Raw genomic sequence first — 17,910 nt, 5'->3', positions numbered from 1 at the left:
TCACCCCTTGATTCTAGGGAGAGCGGGCTGAGTGAGGGCCGCATGCGCGCGGCGGAAAGGCATCGATGGCATCGTTCGCGTCCGCTCCCGGGCACGTCCCTCCCCCCGATGCGGTCGCACCGCGAGAGTCGCGCGCGGACGCACCGACGTCGGTCTCGCGTCTGAACGAGACCATCCGCGGGTTCGTCTCGACGTGGGGATCCGTCTGGGTCGAGGGTGAGATCACCGCATGGAACCTTCGCGGCGGGCACGTCTTCGGGCGTTTGAAGGACGCGAACGGCGACGCGATGCTCTCGTTCCGTCTGTGGTCATCGACCCTGCAGCGCCTGCCCGACGACCTCAAGGTCGGCGACCTCGTGGTGGCGTGCGTGAAGAGCGACTTCTTCGTGAAGACCGGGGACTTCACCTTCACCGTCTCCGCGATGCGCCACACGGGCCTCGGCGATCAGCTCGAGCGGCTCGAGAAGCTCCGCGGGCAGCTCCGGGCGGAGGGGCTGTTCGACCCCGCCCGCAAGAAGCGCCTCCCCTTTCTCCCGCAGCTCGTCGGCCTCATCACCGGTGAGCGCAGCGACGCCGAGAAGGATGTTCACCGCAACGCCGAACTGCGCTGGCCGGGCGTCCGCTTCCGCACGATCCATGCCGCCGTCCAGGGCGAGCGCTGCGTTCCCGAAACGATCGCGGCGCTCACGGCGCTCGACGCCGACCCGGAGGTCGACGTGATCATCATCGCCCGCGGCGGCGGCGATCCGCAGACCCTGCTCGGCTTCAGCGATGAACGTCTCGTACGTGCGGTAGCGGCGGCATCCACCCCGGTCGTCTCCGCGATCGGCCACGAGAACGACCATCCCCTGCTCGACGACGTCGCGGACGTGCGGGCGTCGACACCGACGGATGCCGCCAAGCGGGTCGTTCCCGACGTCGCGGAGCAGCGCGCGCTCGTCAACCAGCTGCGCTCGCGCGCGCGCACCCGTCTGACGCAGCGGGTCGGGCACGATATCGCCCAGCTCGAACAGCTGCGCTCGCGTCCCGTGCTGCGCGCGCCCGAGTCGCTGCTCACACCGCGTGCGCACGAGCTCTGGACACTGGTCTCACGCGGCCGCGACCTCGTGAACCGGCGGATGGATGCCGCTGAACGCACCACCGCACAGCTGCGCGCGTCCCTGCGCGCCCTCTCCCCCGGTGCGACGCTCGAGCGTGGCTACGCCATCGCGCATCTGGAGGCCGGCGTCATCGTCCGCGACGCTCGTCAGGTACCGGCCGGCACCGCGGTGACAGTGACCGTCGCGGAGGGCTCATTCACCGCCCGCTCGGAGGGCCCGCTCGCAGAAGACGTCGGCGGGTCGGCCTAGAATGGACGCCATGACCAGCGACACGGCCACCGACGTCGCCGATCTGTCCTTCGAGCAGGCCCGGGACGAACTCGTCCGTGTCGTCGCCGAACTCGAGCAGGGCGCCCCGACCCTCGAGCAGTCGCTCGCCCTGTGGACCAGGGGCGAGGCTCTCGCCGCGCGGTGCGAGGAGTGGCTGCTCGGCGCGAAGCGACTTCTCGATGCCGCCCGCCCCGCGGACGCGGACTCGTGATGGCATCGGCTCCTCGCATCGTCGCGGAACTCGGCCGTCCCGAGACGCCCGCCGAGACCGCCGACCGCAAGGCGGCCGCGTCGCGGGCCTACCGCCAGAGCAAGACCTTCCGCAACCTGGTGGCTGCCCTCCTCGTCACGATGGCCGTCGTCGCCGTGGTCTACTTCGGCGTGCCCCGCGGTTCGCTTCCCGACCCCGAGGAAGCGGACGTGGCCGCAGCCGCGCAGAGTGCGTCGGCATCCATCGGCCATCCCCTCCTGGTTCCTGTCGTTCCCGAGAACTGGCGCGCCAACTCGGCGCGGCTGGAGGGCTCGATGTGGCGAGTCGTGTACGCGCCGCCAAGCGGATACGTGCGCGTGGCGCAGGGCGTCGGCGTCGACGCCGGATGGGCGACGAAGGTGCTGGGCGGTTTCGCCCCCTCCGGCACCGTCACCATCGACGGCATCACCTGGGACGAGTACACGATCCCCTCCGCCGCCCGCACCGACACGGTCTCGTACGCCATCTCGACGACGGCAGGCTCAGACACGGTGCTGATCTACGGAGCGACCGACGCGTCGACCGCCGCCGTCGCGGCGGCCGGGGTCACCGATCAGATTCTCACGATGCGCGAGGAGAAGAGATGAGCGCAACCGTCCGCCCCAGTCCCTCCCTGGTGTGGGAGGAGATGCTCGAGGGCAACGCCCGCTTCGTCGCGGGCGCGCCGCGGCATCCGCGACAGGACGTCGAACGGCGCAACGAGCTCGCCGCTGCCCAGACACCGCGCGCCGCGCTGTTCGGCTGCGCGGACTCCCGCCTGGCGGCGGAGATCATCTTCGACCAGGGACTCGGCGATCTGTTCGTCGTCCGCAACGCCGGCCAGGTCGCCTCCGACTCCGCCGTGGCCAGCCTGGAGTATGCGGTGGCGGCGCTGGATGTCTCGCTCATCATCGTGCTCGCGCACGACGCGTGCGGCGCCGTGCGCGCCGCGATCGACTCCACCGCGCTCGGCGCCCCCGAACTCCCCCCGCACATCTGGCGCCTGATCGCGCGGATCGTACCGGCGGCACGCACCGTGCTCCGGGGCGCCGGCGGCGAGGTCGACCCGCGGGAGCTGGACGCCGAAGACGTCGGACGGGAGCACCTCAAGAACACGGTCGACGACCTGCTCTCCTCGTCGCGGCTCATCGCCGACGCCGTCGCCGAGGGTCGACTGGGCATCGTCGGCGCGAACTACCGACTGAGCGAGGGCACGGCAGTGCCGCATGTCGCCGTAGGCCTCGACCGGGCCTGAGCCGGCTCCACCCCATCATCACAACCGCAAGCGCACAGGAAACGAGGACGTGACCGCAATGACCGAGACCACCGAGTACCGCATCGAACACGACACGATGGGCGAGGTGCGCGTGCCGAAGGACGCTCTCTACGCGGCGCAGACCCAGCGCGCCGTGGAGAACTTCCCGATCTCGGGCACCGGGCTGGAGTCGACGCAGATCGCTGCGCTCGCGCGCATCAAGAAGGCCGCAGCGCTGGCCAACAAACACCTCGGCACGCTCGACGGCGCGATCGCCGATGCGATCGCAGCGGCGGCCGACGACGTCATCACCGGTCGTTACGATGCCCACTTCCCCGTGGACACGTACCAGACGGGGTCAGGGACCTCGTCGAACATGAACATGAACGAGGTGCTCGCCTCGCTCGCGACGCAGAAGCTCGGCGCGCCGGTGCACCCGAACGACCACGTCAACGCGTCACAGTCGTCCAACGACGTCTTCCCGACCTCCGTCCACATCGCCGTCACGCAGGCGCTCATCGACGACCTCATCCCCGCGCTCGACCATCTCGCCGTCGCCCTCGAGGCGAAGGCGCTGCTGTGGAAGGACGCCGTCAAGTCGGGCCGCACGCACCTCATGGATGCGACCCCCGTCACGCTCGGGCAGGAGTTCGGCGGGTATGCACGTCAGATCCGCCTCGGCATCGAGCGGGTGCGTGCCGTGCTCCCCCGCGTAGGCGAGGTGCCGCTGGGCGGTACCGCTGTCGGAACCGGCATCAACACGCCGCTCGGCTTCCCTCAGAAGGTCATCGCACTGCTGGCCGAGGAGACCGAACTTCCGATCACCGAGGCGCAGGACCACTTCGAGGCGCAGGCGAACCGCGACGGGCTGGTCGAAGCATCCGGCGCCCTCCGCACGATCGCGGTCTCGCTGACCAAGATCAACAACGACCTGCGGTGGATGGGCTCGGGCCCCAACACGGGTCTCGGCGAGCTGCACATCCCCGACCTGCAGCCCGGATCGTCGATCATGCCCGGCAAAGTGAACCCCGTCGTCCCCGAGGCGACCCTGATGGTCTGCGCGCGCGTGATCGGCAACGACGCGACCGTGGCGTGGGCGGGTGCATCCGGCTCGTTCGAGCTCAACGTCGCCATCCCGGTGATGGGCACGGCCCTTCTCGAGTCGATCCGCCTGTTGTCGAACGCCATGCGTGTGCTGGCCGACAAGACGGTGGACGGCCTGGAGGCGAACCTCGAGCGCGCCGCCGCCTTCGCCGGCATGTCCCCGTCGATCGTCACCCCGCTCAACAAGCTCATCGGTTACGAGGCGGCCGCCAAGATCGCCAAGCACGCCGTCGCCAAGGGCATCACGGTACGCGAGGCCGTGATCGACCTCGGCTACCTCGAGAGGGGTGAGCTGACCGAGGAGCAACTCGACACGAAGCTCGACCTCCTGTCGATGACGCACCCCGGCTGATCGCCTGCGCCCGCTTGTCGGGTTCATAATCAGAGGGTGAATCGCGCCGTCCGCCCTGCCCGCGTGGGTCGGCGCGCACGCGGGCTCGGAGTCGTTCTCTCCGTGGTCGCGGCGGGCTTCGGGCTGACGGCGCTCGCGTTGCTCGCGGTGCACGCTGCGAGCGGTGCTGCGACCACCTGGGTGTCGGTGGTCGTGTTCGCCGCGGCCTCGGCGCTGACCCTTGCAGTGACGGCTCTGGTCGGCTGGCTGCTCCTTGATGAGCGACGCCATACGCCGGAGCTTCCGGACGGCGTGGAGAGCCCGGACGCTCTCTTCGACGCTCAGCGGCGGCTCCTGGACGATGTGCGACACGAGCTGAAGACCCCGATCACCATCGTGCGGGGACACTTGGAGCTCATGGATGCCGCCGACCCCTCCGACGTCGCCGCGACGCGTGCCCTCGGCATCGCCGAACTCGACCGGATGACGCGTCTGATCGGCGACATCGACCTGCTTGCCGCGGTCGAGAGCGACAGTTTCACGATGGGCGATGTCGATCTGGACATGCTGACCCGACGCGTCGCGGAGCTGGTCGCCGTCATCGCCGACCACGCCTGGGGGGTCGAACAGAGCGCGGCAGGGATCATCCACGGCGACCGTGATCGCCTCCTGCAGGCGTGGCTGCAACTGGCCGACAACGCGGCGAAGTACACCCCCGCCGGCTCGGCGATCGAGATCGGCAGCGCCGTGCATCCCTCCGGAGCTCAGCTGTGGGTGCGCGATCATGGCCCGGGAATCGCGCCCGCCGTGCGCCACCGCATCTTCCGTCGCTTCGACCGCGGTACGGGCAAGCGGTCGGTCGGCGGATCGGGCCTCGGCCTCGCCATCGTCGACGCGATCGCGAAGGCCCACGGCGGTCACTGCACCGTGGCCGACACGCCGGGTGGCGGTGCCACCTTCACCATCGAGATCCCCATCGGCACGCAGGCGACACTGCCCACACCGGTGCGTGCGGGGGATGTCGTCCAACAACGGGAGGCCTCCGGATGACTCGCATCCTCATCGTCGACGACGAGCCGCATATCGTGTCGATGGTCACGCGCGCGCTGTCGGCCGAAGGGTATGAGACGACCGCCTGCGAGGACGGCGCCGCCGGACTCGAACGCGCGTCGCGAGGCGACATTGACCTCGTGATCCTCGACGTCGGGCTGCCGGGCATGGACGGATTCGAGGTTCTCCGGCGCCTGCGCGGCGACGGGCAGTCCCTCCCGGTCATCATGCTGACGGCTCGCAGTTCGGCCCGCGACGCGGTGGACGGTCTGGATGCCGGGGCCAGCGACTACGTTCCGAAGCCGTTCTCCCTCGCTGAGCTGATGGCGCGCGTGCGCTCGCGTCTTCGGGAGCGCACGGGTGCCATCACGATGGTCCTCTCCCGCGGGGATGTGACGCTCGACCTGCTGGCGCGTCGCTGCACGGTGGCCGGTCACGACGTCGACCTCTCCGCGCGCGAGTTCGCACTTGCTGAGCAGTTCCTGCGGCACGCCGGTGAGGTTCTCACGCGTGAGACGCTGCTCAGCCGCATTTGGGGCCTCGACTTCGATCCGGGCTCGAACGTCGTGGACGTCTACGTGCGGTATCTGCGGGCAAAGCTCGGCGCCGTCCACATCGCGACTGTCCGCGGCGAGGGCTACCGCTGGGAGTAGACCTCGCCGCGGACGACGCGGGTACGGGCGGGCCGCGTCAGCTCAGCTCGCCCTGCTCCAGCAGATCGGTGACGAGCGCGGCGATGGCGGAACGCTCGGATCTCACGAGTGTCACGTGACCGAAGAGGCTGTGCCCCTTCAGCGTCTCGATCACGGAGGCGATGCCGTCGTGGCGGCCGACGCGGAGGTTGTCACGCTGGCCGACATCGTGGGTCAGCACGACGCGCGAGTTCTGTCCGATCCGACTGAGCACCGTGAGCAGCACGTTGCGTTCGAGCGACTGCGCCTCATCGACGATCACGAAAGCGTCGTGCAGAGAACGTCCGCGGATGTGCGTCAGCGGCAGCACCTCGAGCATCCCCCGCGCGACGACTTCCTCGAGGACGTTTCCGGAGACCACCGAGCCGAGGGTGTCGAAGACCGCCTGCCCCCACGGGTTCATCTTCTCGGACTGGTCGCCCGGCAGGTAGCCGAGCTCCTGGCCGCCGACGGCGAAGAGCGGGCGGAAGACGATGATCTTCTGCTGCTGGCGCTCGAGGACGGCGTCCAAGCCCGCGCAGAGCGCGAGGGCCGACTTCCCCGTTCCCGCGCGTCCGCCGAGAGAGACGATTCCGACTTCGGGATCCATGAGCAGGTCGATCGCGATGCGCTGCTCGGCGCTGCGGCCGTGCAGCCCGAACACGTCCCGGTCGCCGCGGACGAGACGGAATGCGCCGTCTCCGGTGACCCGGCCGAGAGCCGACCCCCGCTCGGAGTGGATCACGAGTCCCGTGTTCACCGGGAAGCCGTGCACCTCGTCGCTGGTCGCGACCTCCGCCTCGTAGAGGTCACTCATGTCGTCGCCGGAGATCGCGATGTCGGCGATGCCCGTCCACCCGCTGTCGACGGCCTGCTCCGCGAGATACTCCTCGGCGTGGATGCCGAGGGAGGCGGCCTTGACGCGCATCGGGAGGTCCTTGGAGACGACCGTGACCTGCTGACCGTCGGCAGCGAGGTGCATGGCGACGGAGAGGATCCGCGTGTCGTTGTCGCCGAGGCGCATGCCGGCGGGCAGAACGGAGGAGTCGGTGTTGGTCAGCTCGACACGCAGCGTTCCCCCCTCCCCGACCGGGACGGCGAAGTCCAGTCGACCGTGCTCGACACGCAGCTCGTCGAGGTGGCGCAGAGCCTGCCGGGCGAAGTAGCCGATCTCCGGGTCGTGCCGCTTGCCTTCGAGCTCCGTGATCACCACCACGGGGACGACGACGGAATGCTCCGCGAACCGGAAGAACGCGCGCGGATCGCTCAGGAGCACGGAGGTGTCGAGGACGTAGGTCCGCAGATCGGTGTCCGCGGCCCCCTCGACGCTCTCATCGATCCGGCGTTGCTGCAGTGAAGCCCGTGTGGTCACAACTCACTCCCGCCCCGGGTGGAGCACCCGGCAGTTTCGAGTCGACCGTGGCCACGAGTCGTGTGGAGGCCGACCCGACCGGGCGCCTTGCCCGATGTGATGACCGTACGGCCGGCGATGCTGGCGCGCCAGCCGCGACACGCCGCCGGTCGATGACGGGGACGTTAACGTGTGATGTCGTCGGCGGACGCAGCTTCGACGGCCTCCGCGGGGGGTGCGACGACCTCGAGCGAGATCGCCGCGTCATCCGCAGAACCGGGCTCGGACAGCGCGAGCGACGCGGGAGCGGGGTCGATGATGACGCGGCTGGCGGCGACCTCGGCCAGCGCGTCGCCGAGCAGGACGAAGCTGTCGGCGCCCGTTCCCACGTGCGGCGCGACCCGGATCGTGGTGCCGCGGGCGGTGACGGTGACGCCCTGATTGGCGAGGGCTGCGGCCAGCGGCGCCGCCTCGTGAGGTGCAGGCTGCAGCGTCACAATGCCCGCGTGCCGGTCGCGCGGGGTGAGGACGGGGACCCCGTAGCGATCGGCGAGCTCCATCACGGCCCGTGCGCGTGCGCGCAGCTCGGCGGCGATGGCGGGAATGCCCGCGTCGACCACTTCGCGCAACGCCGCCGCGAGGCGACCGGCAGCGAGGTGGTCGGCCGGGGCGACCTGGTATGCGGCCGCTGTCGGCAGCGGCGCCGGCACACCCACGCTGGTCGCGTCGCCCTGCATGCCGGAAATCCCTGACAGCACCGGCTCGATCCGTTCGCGCGCCCGATCGGAGAACCTCGCGAAGCCGGTGCCCCGACCGGCCCGAAGCCACTTGTATCCGTTGCCGCAGACGACATCGGCCGCATCCCAGTCGGCGTCGACGACGCCGAAGCCCTGAACGGCATCGACGATCAGCAGGCGGTCGCCGATCCGCTCACGAATCTCCCGCACGTCGGCGACAGCGCCCGTGCGGAAATCGACCAGGCTGACGGCGACGGCCGTGACATCGTCATCGAGCGCCTCCGCCACGGCATCCGCCGTGACGATCCCGGCGACGGGCTCGATCTCGCGAACCGAGAGCACACCGCGAGCGTCCTGCGCGCGGCGTGCCGTCACCCGCAGGGCGGGAAACTCCTGAGCCGAGACGATGACCGTGCCACGAAGCCCCTGCATCGCGTGCTGCAGTCCGTGGGTCGTCGACGGCTGCAACACGACCTCGTCGACGGCACATCCGAGCACCTGTGCGAGCAGCCCGCGCGCCTCGTCGGATCTCTCCGACACCAGATCGATGCCTGAACGGCGCCCGCTGCCGAGCATCTCCGCGTCGGCTAGGGTATCGGCTCGAACCGCCGGCGAGAGCGGTCCGAACGCCGCCCAGTCCAGATACCCCGCTGCGCTGTCGAAGGTATCGAGGTAGGACTGCAGGTCGTTCACGTCGCCCATTGTCCCACGCCGAGTCGTTCGGGGCGGATCGCGTGGCCCCCGTCAGCTGCCGTAGCGGCGATCGCGCGTAGCGTAGTCGCGGATCGCGCGGAGGAAGTCGACCTCGCGCAGGTCCGGCCCGAGCGCTTCGACGAAGTAGAACTCGGAATGCGCCGACTGCCAGAGCAGGAAGTCGCTGAGGCGCTGCTCGCCGGAGGTACGGATCACCAGATCGGGATCGGCCTGCCCTCCGGTGTACAGATGCTCTCCGATCTGCTCCGGAGTGAGGCTGGCCGCAAGCTCCTCGAGTGAACCGCCGCGCTCGTCATGCTGCGCGATGATGCTGCGAACGGCATCGACGATCTCGCTGCGCCCGCCGTAGCCGACCGCGAGGTTGACGTGCAGACCCGTGTTGCCGGCCGTCCGCTCCTCCGCCGTCCGCAGAACACGGGCGAGATCCGGCGGCAGCATCTCCGCCCGACCCACGTGCTGCACCCGCCAGCCGGGCTCGAGCGACAGCTCGTCGGCGAGCTCCGCGATGATCTCGATGAGATCGGCGAGCTCCTGCGAGTCGCGCTTGGTGAGGTTGTCGGTGGAGAGCAGGTAGAGAGAGACGACCCGGATGCCGAGATCGTCGCACCACCGCAGGAACTCGTGCATCTTCGCCGCCCCGGCACGGTGTCCGTGAGCGACGGTGGTGAAGCCCGCTTGACGGGCCCAGCGGCGGTTGCCGTCGATCATCATCGCGACGTGATGGGGAACCGTGTCGGGGGTCAACTCGCGACGCAGGCGCGAACTGTAGAGGCGATAGAGGAATCCACGCCCCTCGCCCGAACCGGTGGGTGTCACGTTCCTACGCTACCGCGCGGGCCGTACCCCACACCGCACACGCCGTATGTACAAAAGTCGGCATGAGGGTACGCGTAGGCTCAGTGCCGTGACCCGACACGCATCCGCCGAGGGCGCCGACATGCCCCAGCTCCCGCTCCTCGAAGCAGGCTCCGTCAGCGCGCAGGTCGAGCTGAAGCCCACGTGGCGCGGCTGGATCCATGCCGGAACGTTCCCCGTGGCCGTGGCCGCCGGGGTGCTGCTCATCGTCTTCGCCCACGGCGCTGCCGCGAAGTGGGCCGCGGCCGTGTTCATGCTGACCTCGCTCCTGCTGTTCGGCAACTCCGCGCTGTATCACCGGTTCACCTGGGGGCCGACGACCAAGGCGGTGCTCAAGCGCATCGACCATGCCAACATCCTGCTGCTGATCGCCGGCACCTACACGCCGATCGCCGTGCTGGCGCTGACGCCCGACAAAGGCGCGCTCCTGCTCGTGCTCGTCTGGTCGGGCGCGATCCTCGGCATCCTTTTCCGCGTCTTCTGGATCAACGCACCGCGCTGGCTCTACGTGGCGCTGTACCTGCTGCTCGGCTGGGCGGCGGTGATGTACCTCGGCGACCTCCTGCACGCGAACGTCGCGATGATGATCCTCGTCATCGTGGGCGGCCTGCTCTACACCGGCGGCGCCGTCGTCTACGCGCTGAAGAAGCCCAACCCCTGGCCGGGCCACTTCGGCTTCCACGAGATCTTCCACGTGTGCACCGTGCTGGCGTTTCTCTGCCACTGGACGGCGTGCCTGCTGATCGCGCTGCACCCGCTGACCCCGTCGCTCGGATCGGCAGGCTGAGCGCGGAGGAGGACGCCCCGGGCGCCCGCCGCAGCGTCAGCGCGAGGCGGGATCGATGTCCTGGTCGTCGGTCTCGCTCGCCTCGACGGCGGCGGCAGCCTGCTCGTGGGCGCGCGCCTCGGCATCCGCCTGCGTCGTCGCGTCGAGTTCTTCAGCGATCTCCGCACGGTAGCCGGCGCGACGGATGCGTCGCAGCATGTCGATGAGGAGGAAGATCACGGCGATGGCGACCACCGCGATGCCGACGAAGCCCACGAACCCCGGAGTGACCGCGTCAGGGTTGACGGTCATGGTGGGAGTCGGAATCGCCGGGTCGGCGATCCCCGACAGCGCGATCGTCAGTGCGTGCATCGTTCCTCTGTTCCGCGCGGAGCGCCTAGCCTGGAAGTCCAGCCTAGAACCTCGGGAAGTGTCATGACCGCGATGCGCACACAGCAGGAGCTCGACGACCGCTACGGCCGAGCACGCAGCGCGGGGCGCCGTCGCTGGACCTGGATCCTCGGGGGCGCGGTCGTTCTCGCCCTCATCGGCTACTTCGGATGGAACACCTACACACAGGCGGCGCAGTCCGTGGACATCGACGTCACCGGATTCGATCTCAGCGATGCTCCGCACAGCGTGACGGTCGATTTCCAGCTCACGCTGTCGCGCGGCAGCGCCGTCAGCTGCGTGGTCGAGGCCCAGGACGAGGAGCACGGCATCGTCGGATGGAAGGTCGTCTCCTACCCAGCCGACGACGCTCACAGCCGCACCTTCAGCGAGCGGGTGGCGACCACCGCGGCTGCGACGACCGGTTTGGTCCCCTCGTGCTGGATCCCGTAGGCTGATTCGACACATGCGCCCTGGCAGCTGCCGGGGCGTTTGGCATAGTGTCGGCGGCCGGTGCCGCGCACGCGCATCGACCGCCCCCATCGACAAGGAGACGACGTGGCTGAGAACACGGAGACCTTCCTCACGCAGGACGCCTACGACCGGCTCGCCGCCGAACTCGAGCACCTGTCGACGACGGGTCGCGAAGAGATCGCCAAGCGCATCGAGGCCGCCCGCGAAGAAGGCGACCTCAAGGAGAACGGCGGCTACCACGCCGCCAAGGACGAACAGGGTAAGCAGGAAGCACGGATCCGCACCCTGCAGGCGCTGCTGAAGGACGCCGTGGTCGGCGAGGCCCCGGAGTCCGACGGCACCGTGAAGGGCGGCACCGTCGTGACGGCGATCGTCGCCGGCGGCGAAGAGGTGTTCCTGCTCGGCAGCCGCGAGATCGCGGCGGGCTCCGAGCTCGACGTCTACAGCGAGGCCTCCCCGCTGGGCGCTGCGATCCTGGGTCTGGCGGAGGGCGAGAAGACCTCGTACACCGCGCCGAACGGTCGCGAGATCTCGGTGGAGATCGTCAAGGTCGAAACCTACAACGGCCAGTAGCGGCGCGCCCCGCGTCAGTCCTGTGCGACGCGGGGGCGGAAGCCTGCCTCCTCCAGAACGCTGATGACGTGGGCGCGGTGTTCTTCACCGCGGGTCTCGACACTGAGCTGCAGGATGACCTCGCTGATCTGCAGGCCCTGGCCGTGGCGCGTGTGGAGCGCCTCGATCACGTTCGCTCCGGCAATGGCGAGCAGTTCCGACACGCGCGCGAGCTGGCCCGGCCGGTCCGGCAGCGGGATCTGCAGCGTCATGTAGCGTCCGGATGCCGCCAGTCCATGCGCCACGACGCGTTGCAGCAGCAGCGGGTCGATGTTGCCTCCGGAGAGGATGACGGCCGTCGGGCCGCTCGCCGTGATCTTGCCGGCGAGGATCGCGGCCACCCCCACGGCGCCGGCGGGCTCGACGACCTGCTTCGCGCGCTCCAGCAGCACCAGCAGCGCCCGGGCGATATCGTCGTCGCTCACGGTGACGACCTCGTCGACGAGTTCGCTGATCACCGCGAACGGCGCATCACCGGGACGCGCGACGGCGATGCCGTCGGCGATGGTCGGCGTCGTGGCAACCGTCAGCGGCACGCCGGCAGCGAGGGAGGACGGGTACGCGGCGGAGTTCTCCGCCTGCACGCCGATGATCCGAACGCGTCTGCCCTCGAGGGCTGCCCGCGCCTTCACCGCGGCGGCGACCCCGGCGATCAGTCCGCCGCCGCCGATCCCGACGACGACGGTCTCCAGCTCGGGCACGCCGTCCCACAGTTCCAGACCCATCGTCCCCTGGCCGACGATGATGTCGCGGTGATCGTAGGGGTGGATCATCACGGCACCGGTGCGTTCGGCGAACTCCGCTGCGAGCCGCAGCGGCGTCTCGACGGTCGCCCCTTCCAGCACGACCTCGGCGCCATAGCCGCGGGTCGCGAGGAGCTTGGGGACCGGCACGCCCAGCGGCATGAAGATCGTGGCGGGGATGCCGAGCTTCTGCGCGGCCGAGGCGACGCCCTGGGCGTGGTTGCCGGCAGAGGCGGCCACCACGCCGCGTGCACGCTCTTGTGCGCTCAGACGCGACAGTCGGTAGGTCGCCCCTCGGATCTTGAACGAGCCCGTGCGCTGCAGGTTCTCGAGCTTCAGGTAGACGGGTGCACCGAGGACCTCGGTGAGGTGGTCGGAGACGTCGAAAGGCGTCTTCACGATGACGTCGCGCAGGACGGCGGCGGCGTCCTCGAACTCCGCCAGGGTCGGGAGGGTCACGCGGGCTTCTTCCTACTGCGGGGAACGGTGCTCCAGATGAGGTCGGCCCGATCGGGTGAGGCCGTGGAATCGTTCGAGCGACGTCCCAGATAGACGGCGACGACGTTGATGAAAGCCGCCAGCGGCACGGCGAAGAGCGCGCCGGGGATACCGGCGATCATCGCACCGCCGGCGACGACCAGAACGACCGCGAGCGGATGGACTTTGACGGCGGAGCCCATCAGCAGAGGCTGCAGCACGTGCCCCTCGAGCTGCTGGACGCCGAGGACGACCACCAGCATCCACAGCGCGATCCACGGCCCGTTGTAGACGAGGGCGAGGAACACCGCCAGCGCCCCGGTGACGACGGCACCGACGAACGGGACGAAGGCGCCTAGGAAGACGAGCACCCCGATCGGGATGGCCAGGGGAACGCCGAGCAGGAAGGCGCCGAGAGCGATGCCCGTCGCGTCGATCGTCGCCACGAGCAACTGCGTGCGCGCGTAGGTGACCACGGTGCGCCAGCCGGCGCGGCCGGCGCCGTCGACCTCGCTGCGCGCGCGCCGCGGGAACAGGCGCACGACCCAGCTCCAGATGCCGCCGCCGTCGGCGAGGGTGCACAGCAGGATGAACAGCGCGAGCACCGCGCCGGTGGCGACGTGCCCGACGGTGGATCCGACGGCCAGCGCGCCCGACCAGAGCACTTCCGCCTGCTGCTGCAGGTAGCCGCCGGCCTGGACGAGGAGATCGTCGATCTGCTGCGCCGTGAGGTGGAGCGGCCCGTCGATGAGGTATTGACGCAACTGGCCGATCGCTTCGGTGGTGCGAACCTGCACGCTCGACCACTCTCGAGTGATCTGCCAGATGGCCAGCCACAGCAACCCTGCGACCACCGCAACCGTGCCGAGCACCGACAGGACGATCGCCAGCCACCGCGGTACCCCACGCTCCAGCATCCAGGTGAAGGCCGGCCACAGCAGCGCGGTGACGAGAATCGCCACCATCAGCGGGATCACGAGGAGCTTCAGCTGGATGACGAGCCAGATCAGGATGCCCGCCGCGACGGCGATGACAACGAATCGCCAGGCATACGCCGTCGCGACCCTGAGTCCTCGAGGAAGCCCGCGGTCGATGTCGGAGGCGACCGTGCGCTCACGCAGAGTGTCGAGGAACGACCCGCGCGGCGCGGCGCCGGGTCTGTCGTCGGTGCCGCTCATCCCGCCAGTCTAGAACTCAGAACCGGCCACCCATCTCCTGGAGGCGGGCGATCCGATCCGGGATCGGCGGATGCGTCGCGAACATGCGCTCCACGGCACCGCGGCGCAGCGGGTCGCTGATCCAAAGGTGAGCCATCGAGGTGTTCGCCTTGGCGAGCGGCCGGCCGTACTCCCCCAGTTTGGCGAGGGCGGATGCCAGGCCGTCGGGGTCGCGCGTGGTGAGTGCACTGGTCGCGTCGGCGAGGTACTCGCGCTGGCGCGAGATGGCTGCCTGGACGACCGCTGCCAGCAGCGGCGCCACGATGGCGGCCACCAGGCCGAAGAGGAGGAAGAAGATCTGGGACTGGCTGTTTCCGCCGCGCCGGCCGCCCCCGAAGAAGGCCACGCGCAGCAGGATGTCCGCCACCAGCCCCACGGCGACCACGAGGCCGAACACGACGAGCGTGACGCGGATGTCGTAGTTGCGGATGTGCCCCAGTTCGTGACCGAGCACGCCCTCCAGTTCACGATCCGTCATGATTTCGAACAGGCCTGTCGTCACCGTGATCGCGGCACGCTCGGGCGTGCGTCCGGTCGCGAACGCGTTGGGCGCGGCATCCTCGACGACGTAGAGCCGCGGCATCGGGGTCCCCGTCGTCAGACACAGGTTCTCGACGATCCGGTAGTAGCGCGGAGCGTCCTCGCGCGTCACCTCCTGCGCGCCCGACAGCGCGAGGGCTTCGCGGTCGGCGACGAAGTACTGCACGGTCGCGTAGCCCGTGGCCCCGAGGAGCACGAACGCCGAGATCCACCAGTTGTTGCCCGCGAGCCATCCCGCCGCCAGGCCGATCAGTCCGAGGACGATGATGAAGCCGGCCAGGATCAGCCAGGTGTTGCGCTTGTTGCGGGCGATCGCGGAGTACATGCCGCGCGCCCGATCAGAACTGGATGCGCGGCGGCTCGGCGATGGCGGCGCCGTCGACGACCTCGAAGAACTCCCGCTCGTGGAAGCCGAGGTTGCGCGCGAACATGTTGTTCGGGAACACCTTGATCTTCGTGTTCAGCTCGCGCACGCCGCCGTTGTAGAAGCGACGGGACGCCTGGATCTTGTCTTCGGTGTCGACGATCGACTGCTGCAGCTGGAGGAAGTTCTGACTCGCCTGCAGCTGCGGATACGCCTCGGCGACCGCGAACAGCGACTTCAGCGCCTGCTGCATGTGGCCTTCGGCCACCCCGGCTTCGGCGGGTGAGCCGGCGGTGAGCGTCTCCGCGCGGGCGCGGGTGACGTTCTCGAAGACCGCCTTCTCGTGCGCCGCATACCCCTTGACCGTCTCGATGAGGTTGGGCAGCAGATCCGCGCGCCTCTTCAGCTGGACGGTGATGTCGCTCCACGCCTCGTCGACGCGCACACCGAGCGCGACCAACGAGTTGTACGTCGCCCAGAGATAGATTCCGGCGATCACCACCAGAGCGACGACGATCAGGACCGGGATCAGCCATTCCATACGACTCCCATCGACTGAGGATCATCCTATCGGCGGGAGGGGCTGCGTCATCCGCCGCGGCCAGCACTCCCAGCGGTTCCCCATCTGGGCAGGTGCGCGACAGATCCTCACCCGCCGAGGACGCGGTCGAGATAGGCGTTGCGGAACATGCGCGTGGGGTCGAGGCGGTCGCGCAGCGTCAGGAAGTCGTCGAAGCGCGGATAACGCTCGCGCAGAGCCGCCGCATCGAGCGTGTGCAGCTTTCCCCAGTGCGGTCGGCCGGCGTGGGCGCGCAGGATCTCCTCGACGGCGGCGAAGTAGGCACGGTGGTCGGCGCGCCAGTACCGGTGCACGGCGATGTACCCGCTGTCGCGCGCGTACGCCGTCGAGAGCCACCGGTCGTCGGCGGGCGCCACCCGCACCTCGATCGGAAACTCGATGCGCCAGCCCGACGCGTCCACGAGCTCGCGCACCTCACGAAACGCCGATGCCAGCTCTTCCAGCGGCACGGCATACTCCATCTCGCGGAAGCGCACGCTGCGCTGCGTGGTGAACACGCGATGCGACGCGTCGGAGAACCGCCGATCCCCCCACACCCGGGCGGACAGCCGATTGATCGCCGGCACGAGCGGCGGGGCGACCCGACCGGCGCTGCACACCAGTTGGTGCACACCGTTGCCCACGATCCGCTCATCGAGCATTCGCGACAGGGGCGACAGGGGGGAGGTCGGCGCTTCTGCCGGCATCCGGGTGTTCGTCTTCGTCAGGGCGACAGCGGTGTGCGGAAACCAGTAGAACTCGAAGTGGTCGACGCCGCGGACGCGCGCATCGAGGTCGTCCACGACGACGTCGAGAGGTTCGGGCTGTTCCTGTGCGCCGAGCGCGAACGCCGGCACGCATTGGAGCGTCACGTCGACGAGGATGCCGAGGGCGCCCAGACCGAGCGCGACGGCAGGAAGCAGGTCGGGCTCGTTCTCGTCGTCGACGGTGAGCAGCCCTCCATCCGCCGTGACGAGCGTGGCACCCACGACCTGGGTCGCCAGTCCCCCGTGACCGAGACCGGTGCCGTGGGTGCCGGTCGAGAGCGCTCCGGCGATGGATTGACGATCGATGTCGCCCAGGTTCGCCATCGCGAGGCCGTGAGGCGCGAGCAGCGCCGGAATGCGGTGCAGTCGCGTGCCGGCCAACAGGCGCACACGCCCGCGCTCGCGATCGACGGCGATCACGCCGCTCAGCTCGCTCAGATCCAGCAGGGTTCCCGGCGCCGCCGCGATCCCGGTGAAGCTGTGTCCGGCGCCGACCGCCTTGAGTGCGCGTCCGCGTGCGCCGGCGGAGCGCACGGAACGGCGCACTGCTTCGATCGTCGTGGGGTACTCCACCAGCTGCGGGCGCACGCTCTCGGTGCGCGCCCAGTTCTGCCATGTGCCGCCGGGTCGTGTCACAGGAAGCTCTTCCCTTCGCCGCGGTAGGTGGCGGCCTCGCCGACGAGGCTCTCGCCGAGGGTGAGGTGGTAGCGGTCGACCCGCTCGGACAGCTCGCCGCTCTTCGCGTGGCGGAACCAGACCCTGTCGCCCACGCGCAGGCGGCGCGCCGACTCACCCTGCAGGGGCGTCTGCACCTCCCCCGCGCCCTCCCGCCCGAGGGTCTTGAGCCCGGGCGGCCACACCGGACGGGGCTGGCGAGAAGCCACGGGGGGCCCGGAGGCGATCCATCCGCCACCTAGCACGACGGCGATGTCGTCGAGCGGCTTGCGGACGACCTCGAGCGCGAAGGCCGCAGCGGGCGCGGGCGTGAAAGCGCGGTAGCCGTCGAACAGGTGACCGGCCAGCAGCCCGCTGCCGGCCGTCGTCTCGGTGACGGCCGGGTCCGCTGCCGTGTACTCCAGCGAGCCGGTGCCGCCGCCGTTGACGAACTCCAGGTGCGTGATCTCACGCAGCCCCGCCACGATCGCTCCCCGCCGGGCGAGGAGCTCGTCCTGTGATTGGTGCTGCATCCAGCGGATGACACCGTCGCCCGAACCGGTGTGGTCGGGAGTAGTGCCCCTTAAGGTGGTGTAGCCCACGGTGGCCGGCTCGTCGTTCACGACGTAGGCGCGGTCACCGTGTGATCCTTCGAGGAAACTCTCACATCCCACTCGAAA

General features: G+C 69.6%; 20 protein-coding genes. 10 read left to right on the top strand and 10 right to left on the bottom strand.

Annotation, left to right across the window (positions count from 1 at the left end):
• Positions 1-65 precede the first annotated feature (65 nt).
• Genes xseA through HMPREF1529_RS09720 form a run of 7 tightly spaced genes read left to right on the top strand, consistent with a single transcriptional unit; the run spans position 66 to position 5,992 of the window.
• Entirely contained in the window at positions 66-1,349 is a 1,284-nt protein-coding gene (xseA, locus tag HMPREF1529_RS09750) for an exodeoxyribonuclease VII large subunit (protein WP_016464685.1), read from the top strand.
• 1 nt (position 1,350) lies between these two features.
• The gene (locus HMPREF1529_RS09745) at positions 1,351-1,581 is read left to right on the top strand and encodes an exodeoxyribonuclease VII small subunit (RefSeq protein ID WP_005052590.1); all 231 of its coding nucleotides are present in this window, start codon (positions 1,351-1,353) and stop codon (positions 1,579-1,581) included.
• Positions 1,581-2,207 (top strand): DUF4245 family protein, encoded by a 627-nt coding sequence (locus HMPREF1529_RS09740; protein ID WP_005052588.1) that lies wholly within the window; start codon positions 1,581-1,583, stop codon positions 2,205-2,207. Before HMPREF1529_RS09745 ends, HMPREF1529_RS09740 begins: the two co-directional genes overlap by 1 nt.
• The gene (locus tag HMPREF1529_RS09735; RefSeq protein ID WP_005052586.1) at positions 2,204-2,854 is read left to right on the top strand and encodes a carbonic anhydrase; all 651 of its coding nucleotides are present in this window, start codon (positions 2,204-2,206) and stop codon (positions 2,852-2,854) included. Before HMPREF1529_RS09740 ends, HMPREF1529_RS09735 begins: the two co-directional genes overlap by 4 nt.
• A gap of 58 nt (positions 2,855-2,912) precedes the next feature.
• Positions 2,913-4,310, top strand: a complete 1,398-nt coding sequence (locus HMPREF1529_RS09730) for a class II fumarate hydratase (protein ID WP_005052583.1) — start codon at positions 2,913-2,915, stop codon at positions 4,308-4,310.
• A 36-nt stretch (positions 4,311-4,346) separates the two neighbouring features.
• Positions 4,347-5,339 (top strand): sensor histidine kinase, encoded by a 993-nt coding sequence (locus HMPREF1529_RS09725; RefSeq protein WP_232212093.1) that lies wholly within the window; start codon positions 4,347-4,349, stop codon positions 5,337-5,339.
• On the top strand, positions 5,336-5,992 hold the full coding sequence (locus HMPREF1529_RS09720) for a response regulator transcription factor (RefSeq protein ID WP_016464684.1): 657 nt from the start codon (positions 5,336-5,338) through the stop codon (positions 5,990-5,992). Before HMPREF1529_RS09725 ends, HMPREF1529_RS09720 begins: the two co-directional genes overlap by 4 nt.
• A gap of 37 nt (positions 5,993-6,029) precedes the next feature.
• On the opposite strand, the gene HMPREF1529_RS09715 is transcribed toward HMPREF1529_RS09720, so the two are convergent.
• The 3 genes from HMPREF1529_RS09715 to HMPREF1529_RS09705 form a co-directional block, all read right to left on the bottom strand.
• Positions 6,030-7,382, bottom strand: a complete 1,353-nt coding sequence (locus HMPREF1529_RS09715) for a PhoH family protein (protein ID WP_016464683.1) — start codon at positions 7,380-7,382, stop codon at positions 6,030-6,032.
• 164 nt (positions 7,383-7,546) lie between these two features.
• Complete coding sequence (locus HMPREF1529_RS09710) at positions 7,547-8,800, bottom strand: aminotransferase class V-fold PLP-dependent enzyme (protein WP_016464682.1); 1,254 nt, start codon at positions 8,798-8,800, stop codon at positions 7,547-7,549.
• Positions 8,801-8,842: 42 nt separating this feature from the next.
• On the bottom strand, positions 8,843-9,628 hold the full coding sequence (locus HMPREF1529_RS09705) for an isoprenyl transferase (protein WP_005052573.1): 786 nt from the start codon (positions 9,626-9,628) through the stop codon (positions 8,843-8,845).
• A gap of 121 nt (positions 9,629-9,749) precedes the next feature.
• Here HMPREF1529_RS09705 and trhA point away from each other — a divergent pair, with 121 nt between their 5' ends.
• Positions 9,750-10,454 carry a PAQR family membrane homeostasis protein TrhA gene (gene trhA, locus HMPREF1529_RS09700; RefSeq protein ID WP_005052570.1) on the top strand — a complete coding sequence of 235 codons (705 nt, stop codon included), beginning with the start codon at positions 9,750-9,752 and terminating at the stop codon, positions 10,452-10,454.
• 36 nt (positions 10,455-10,490) lie between these two features.
• On the opposite strand, the gene HMPREF1529_RS09695 is transcribed toward trhA, so the two are convergent.
• Entirely contained in the window at positions 10,491-10,805 is a 315-nt protein-coding gene (locus HMPREF1529_RS09695; protein WP_005052569.1) for a hypothetical protein, read from the bottom strand.
• A 63-nt stretch (positions 10,806-10,868) separates the two neighbouring features.
• Here HMPREF1529_RS09695 and HMPREF1529_RS09690 point away from each other — a divergent pair, with 63 nt between their 5' ends.
• Both HMPREF1529_RS09690 and greA read left to right on the top strand, forming a co-directional pair.
• Positions 10,869-11,276, top strand: coding sequence for a DUF4307 domain-containing protein (locus tag HMPREF1529_RS09690; protein WP_016464681.1), 408 nt, complete (start codon positions 10,869-10,871; stop codon positions 11,274-11,276).
• A 105-nt stretch (positions 11,277-11,381) separates the two neighbouring features.
• Positions 11,382-11,870, top strand: a complete 489-nt coding sequence (greA, locus tag HMPREF1529_RS09685) for a transcription elongation factor GreA (protein ID WP_005052563.1) — start codon at positions 11,382-11,384, stop codon at positions 11,868-11,870.
• 14 nt (positions 11,871-11,884) lie between these two features.
• Here the strand turns inward: greA and ilvA are convergent, their stop codons facing one another.
• The 6 genes from ilvA to HMPREF1529_RS09655 all read right to left on the bottom strand — a co-directional run bounded on the left by ilvA (position 11,885) and on the right by HMPREF1529_RS09655 (position 17,904).
• Complete coding sequence (gene ilvA / locus HMPREF1529_RS09680) at positions 11,885-13,111, bottom strand: threonine ammonia-lyase (protein WP_005052561.1); 1,227 nt, start codon at positions 13,109-13,111, stop codon at positions 11,885-11,887.
• A complete protein-coding gene (locus tag HMPREF1529_RS09675; protein WP_016464680.1) occupies positions 13,108-14,307 on the bottom strand; it encodes an AI-2E family transporter in 1,200 nt (399 codons plus the stop codon). The genes ilvA and HMPREF1529_RS09675 overlap by 4 nt, the downstream gene beginning before the upstream one ends.
• Positions 14,308-14,323: 16 nt before the next feature.
• Positions 14,324-15,211 (bottom strand): M48 family metalloprotease, encoded by an 888-nt coding sequence (locus HMPREF1529_RS09670; protein ID WP_005052557.1) that lies wholly within the window; start codon positions 15,209-15,211, stop codon positions 14,324-14,326.
• Positions 15,212-15,224: 13 nt separating this feature from the next.
• The gene (locus tag HMPREF1529_RS09665; RefSeq protein ID WP_005052555.1) at positions 15,225-15,791 is read right to left on the bottom strand and encodes a LemA family protein; all 567 of its coding nucleotides are present in this window, start codon (positions 15,789-15,791) and stop codon (positions 15,225-15,227) included.
• 107 nt (positions 15,792-15,898) lie between these two features.
• Positions 15,899-17,212: a D-arabinono-1,4-lactone oxidase gene (locus HMPREF1529_RS09660; RefSeq protein ID WP_016464679.1), complete on the bottom strand. Its 1,314-nt coding sequence runs from the start codon at positions 17,210-17,212 to the stop codon at positions 15,899-15,901.
• Positions 17,209-17,904 (bottom strand): hypothetical protein, encoded by a 696-nt coding sequence (locus HMPREF1529_RS09655; protein WP_442852576.1) that lies wholly within the window; start codon positions 17,902-17,904, stop codon positions 17,209-17,211. Before HMPREF1529_RS09655 ends, HMPREF1529_RS09660 begins: the two co-directional genes overlap by 4 nt.
• Between the last annotated feature and the right edge of the window lie 6 nt (positions 17,905-17,910).

The sequence above is a fragment of the Microbacterium sp. oral taxon 186 str. F0373 genome, assembly GCF_000411455.1.
Lineage (GTDB): Bacteria > Actinomycetota > Actinomycetes > Actinomycetales > Microbacteriaceae > Microbacterium.
This window is presented reverse-complemented; position numbering and strand designations above follow the sequence as displayed.

What these genes read in the sequence shown, in the direction of transcription:
- HMPREF1529_RS09740 (WP_005052588.1), top strand. Translation starts at nt 1,581, where the DNA reads ATGGCATCGGCTCCTCGCATCGTCGCGGAACTCGGCCGTCCCGAGACG.
- trhA (WP_005052570.1), top strand. Translation starts at nt 9,750, where the DNA reads ATGCCCCAGCTCCCGCTCCTCGAAGCAGGCTCCGTCAGCGCGCAGGTC.
- HMPREF1529_RS09690 (WP_016464681.1), top strand. Translation starts at nt 10,869, where the DNA reads ATGACCGCGATGCGCACACAGCAGGAGCTCGACGACCGCTACGGCCGA.
- HMPREF1529_RS09745 (WP_005052590.1), top strand. Translation starts at nt 1,351, where the DNA reads ATGGACGCCATGACCAGCGACACGGCCACCGACGTCGCCGATCTGTCC.
- HMPREF1529_RS09735 (WP_005052586.1), top strand. Translation starts at nt 2,204, where the DNA reads ATGAGCGCAACCGTCCGCCCCAGTCCCTCCCTGGTGTGGGAGGAGATG.
- xseA (WP_016464685.1), top strand. Translation starts at nt 66, where the DNA reads ATGGCATCGTTCGCGTCCGCTCCCGGGCACGTCCCTCCCCCCGATGCG.
- HMPREF1529_RS09665 (WP_005052555.1), bottom strand. Translation starts at nt 15,791, where the DNA reads ATGGAATGGCTGATCCCGGTCCTGATCGTCGTCGCTCTGGTGGTGATC.
- HMPREF1529_RS09670 (WP_005052557.1), bottom strand. Translation starts at nt 15,211, where the DNA reads ATGTACTCCGCGATCGCCCGCAACAAGCGCAACACCTGGCTGATCCTG.
- HMPREF1529_RS09730 (WP_005052583.1), top strand. Translation starts at nt 2,913, where the DNA reads ATGACCGAGACCACCGAGTACCGCATCGAACACGACACGATGGGCGAG.
- HMPREF1529_RS09675 (WP_016464680.1), bottom strand. Translation starts at nt 14,307, where the DNA reads ATGAGCGGCACCGACGACAGACCCGGCGCCGCGCCGCGCGGGTCGTTC.
- HMPREF1529_RS09720 (WP_016464684.1), top strand. Translation starts at nt 5,336, where the DNA reads ATGACTCGCATCCTCATCGTCGACGACGAGCCGCATATCGTGTCGATG.
- HMPREF1529_RS09710 (WP_016464682.1), bottom strand. Translation starts at nt 8,800, where the DNA reads ATGGGCGACGTGAACGACCTGCAGTCCTACCTCGATACCTTCGACAGC.
- HMPREF1529_RS09695 (WP_005052569.1), bottom strand. Translation starts at nt 10,805, where the DNA reads ATGCACGCACTGACGATCGCGCTGTCGGGGATCGCCGACCCGGCGATT.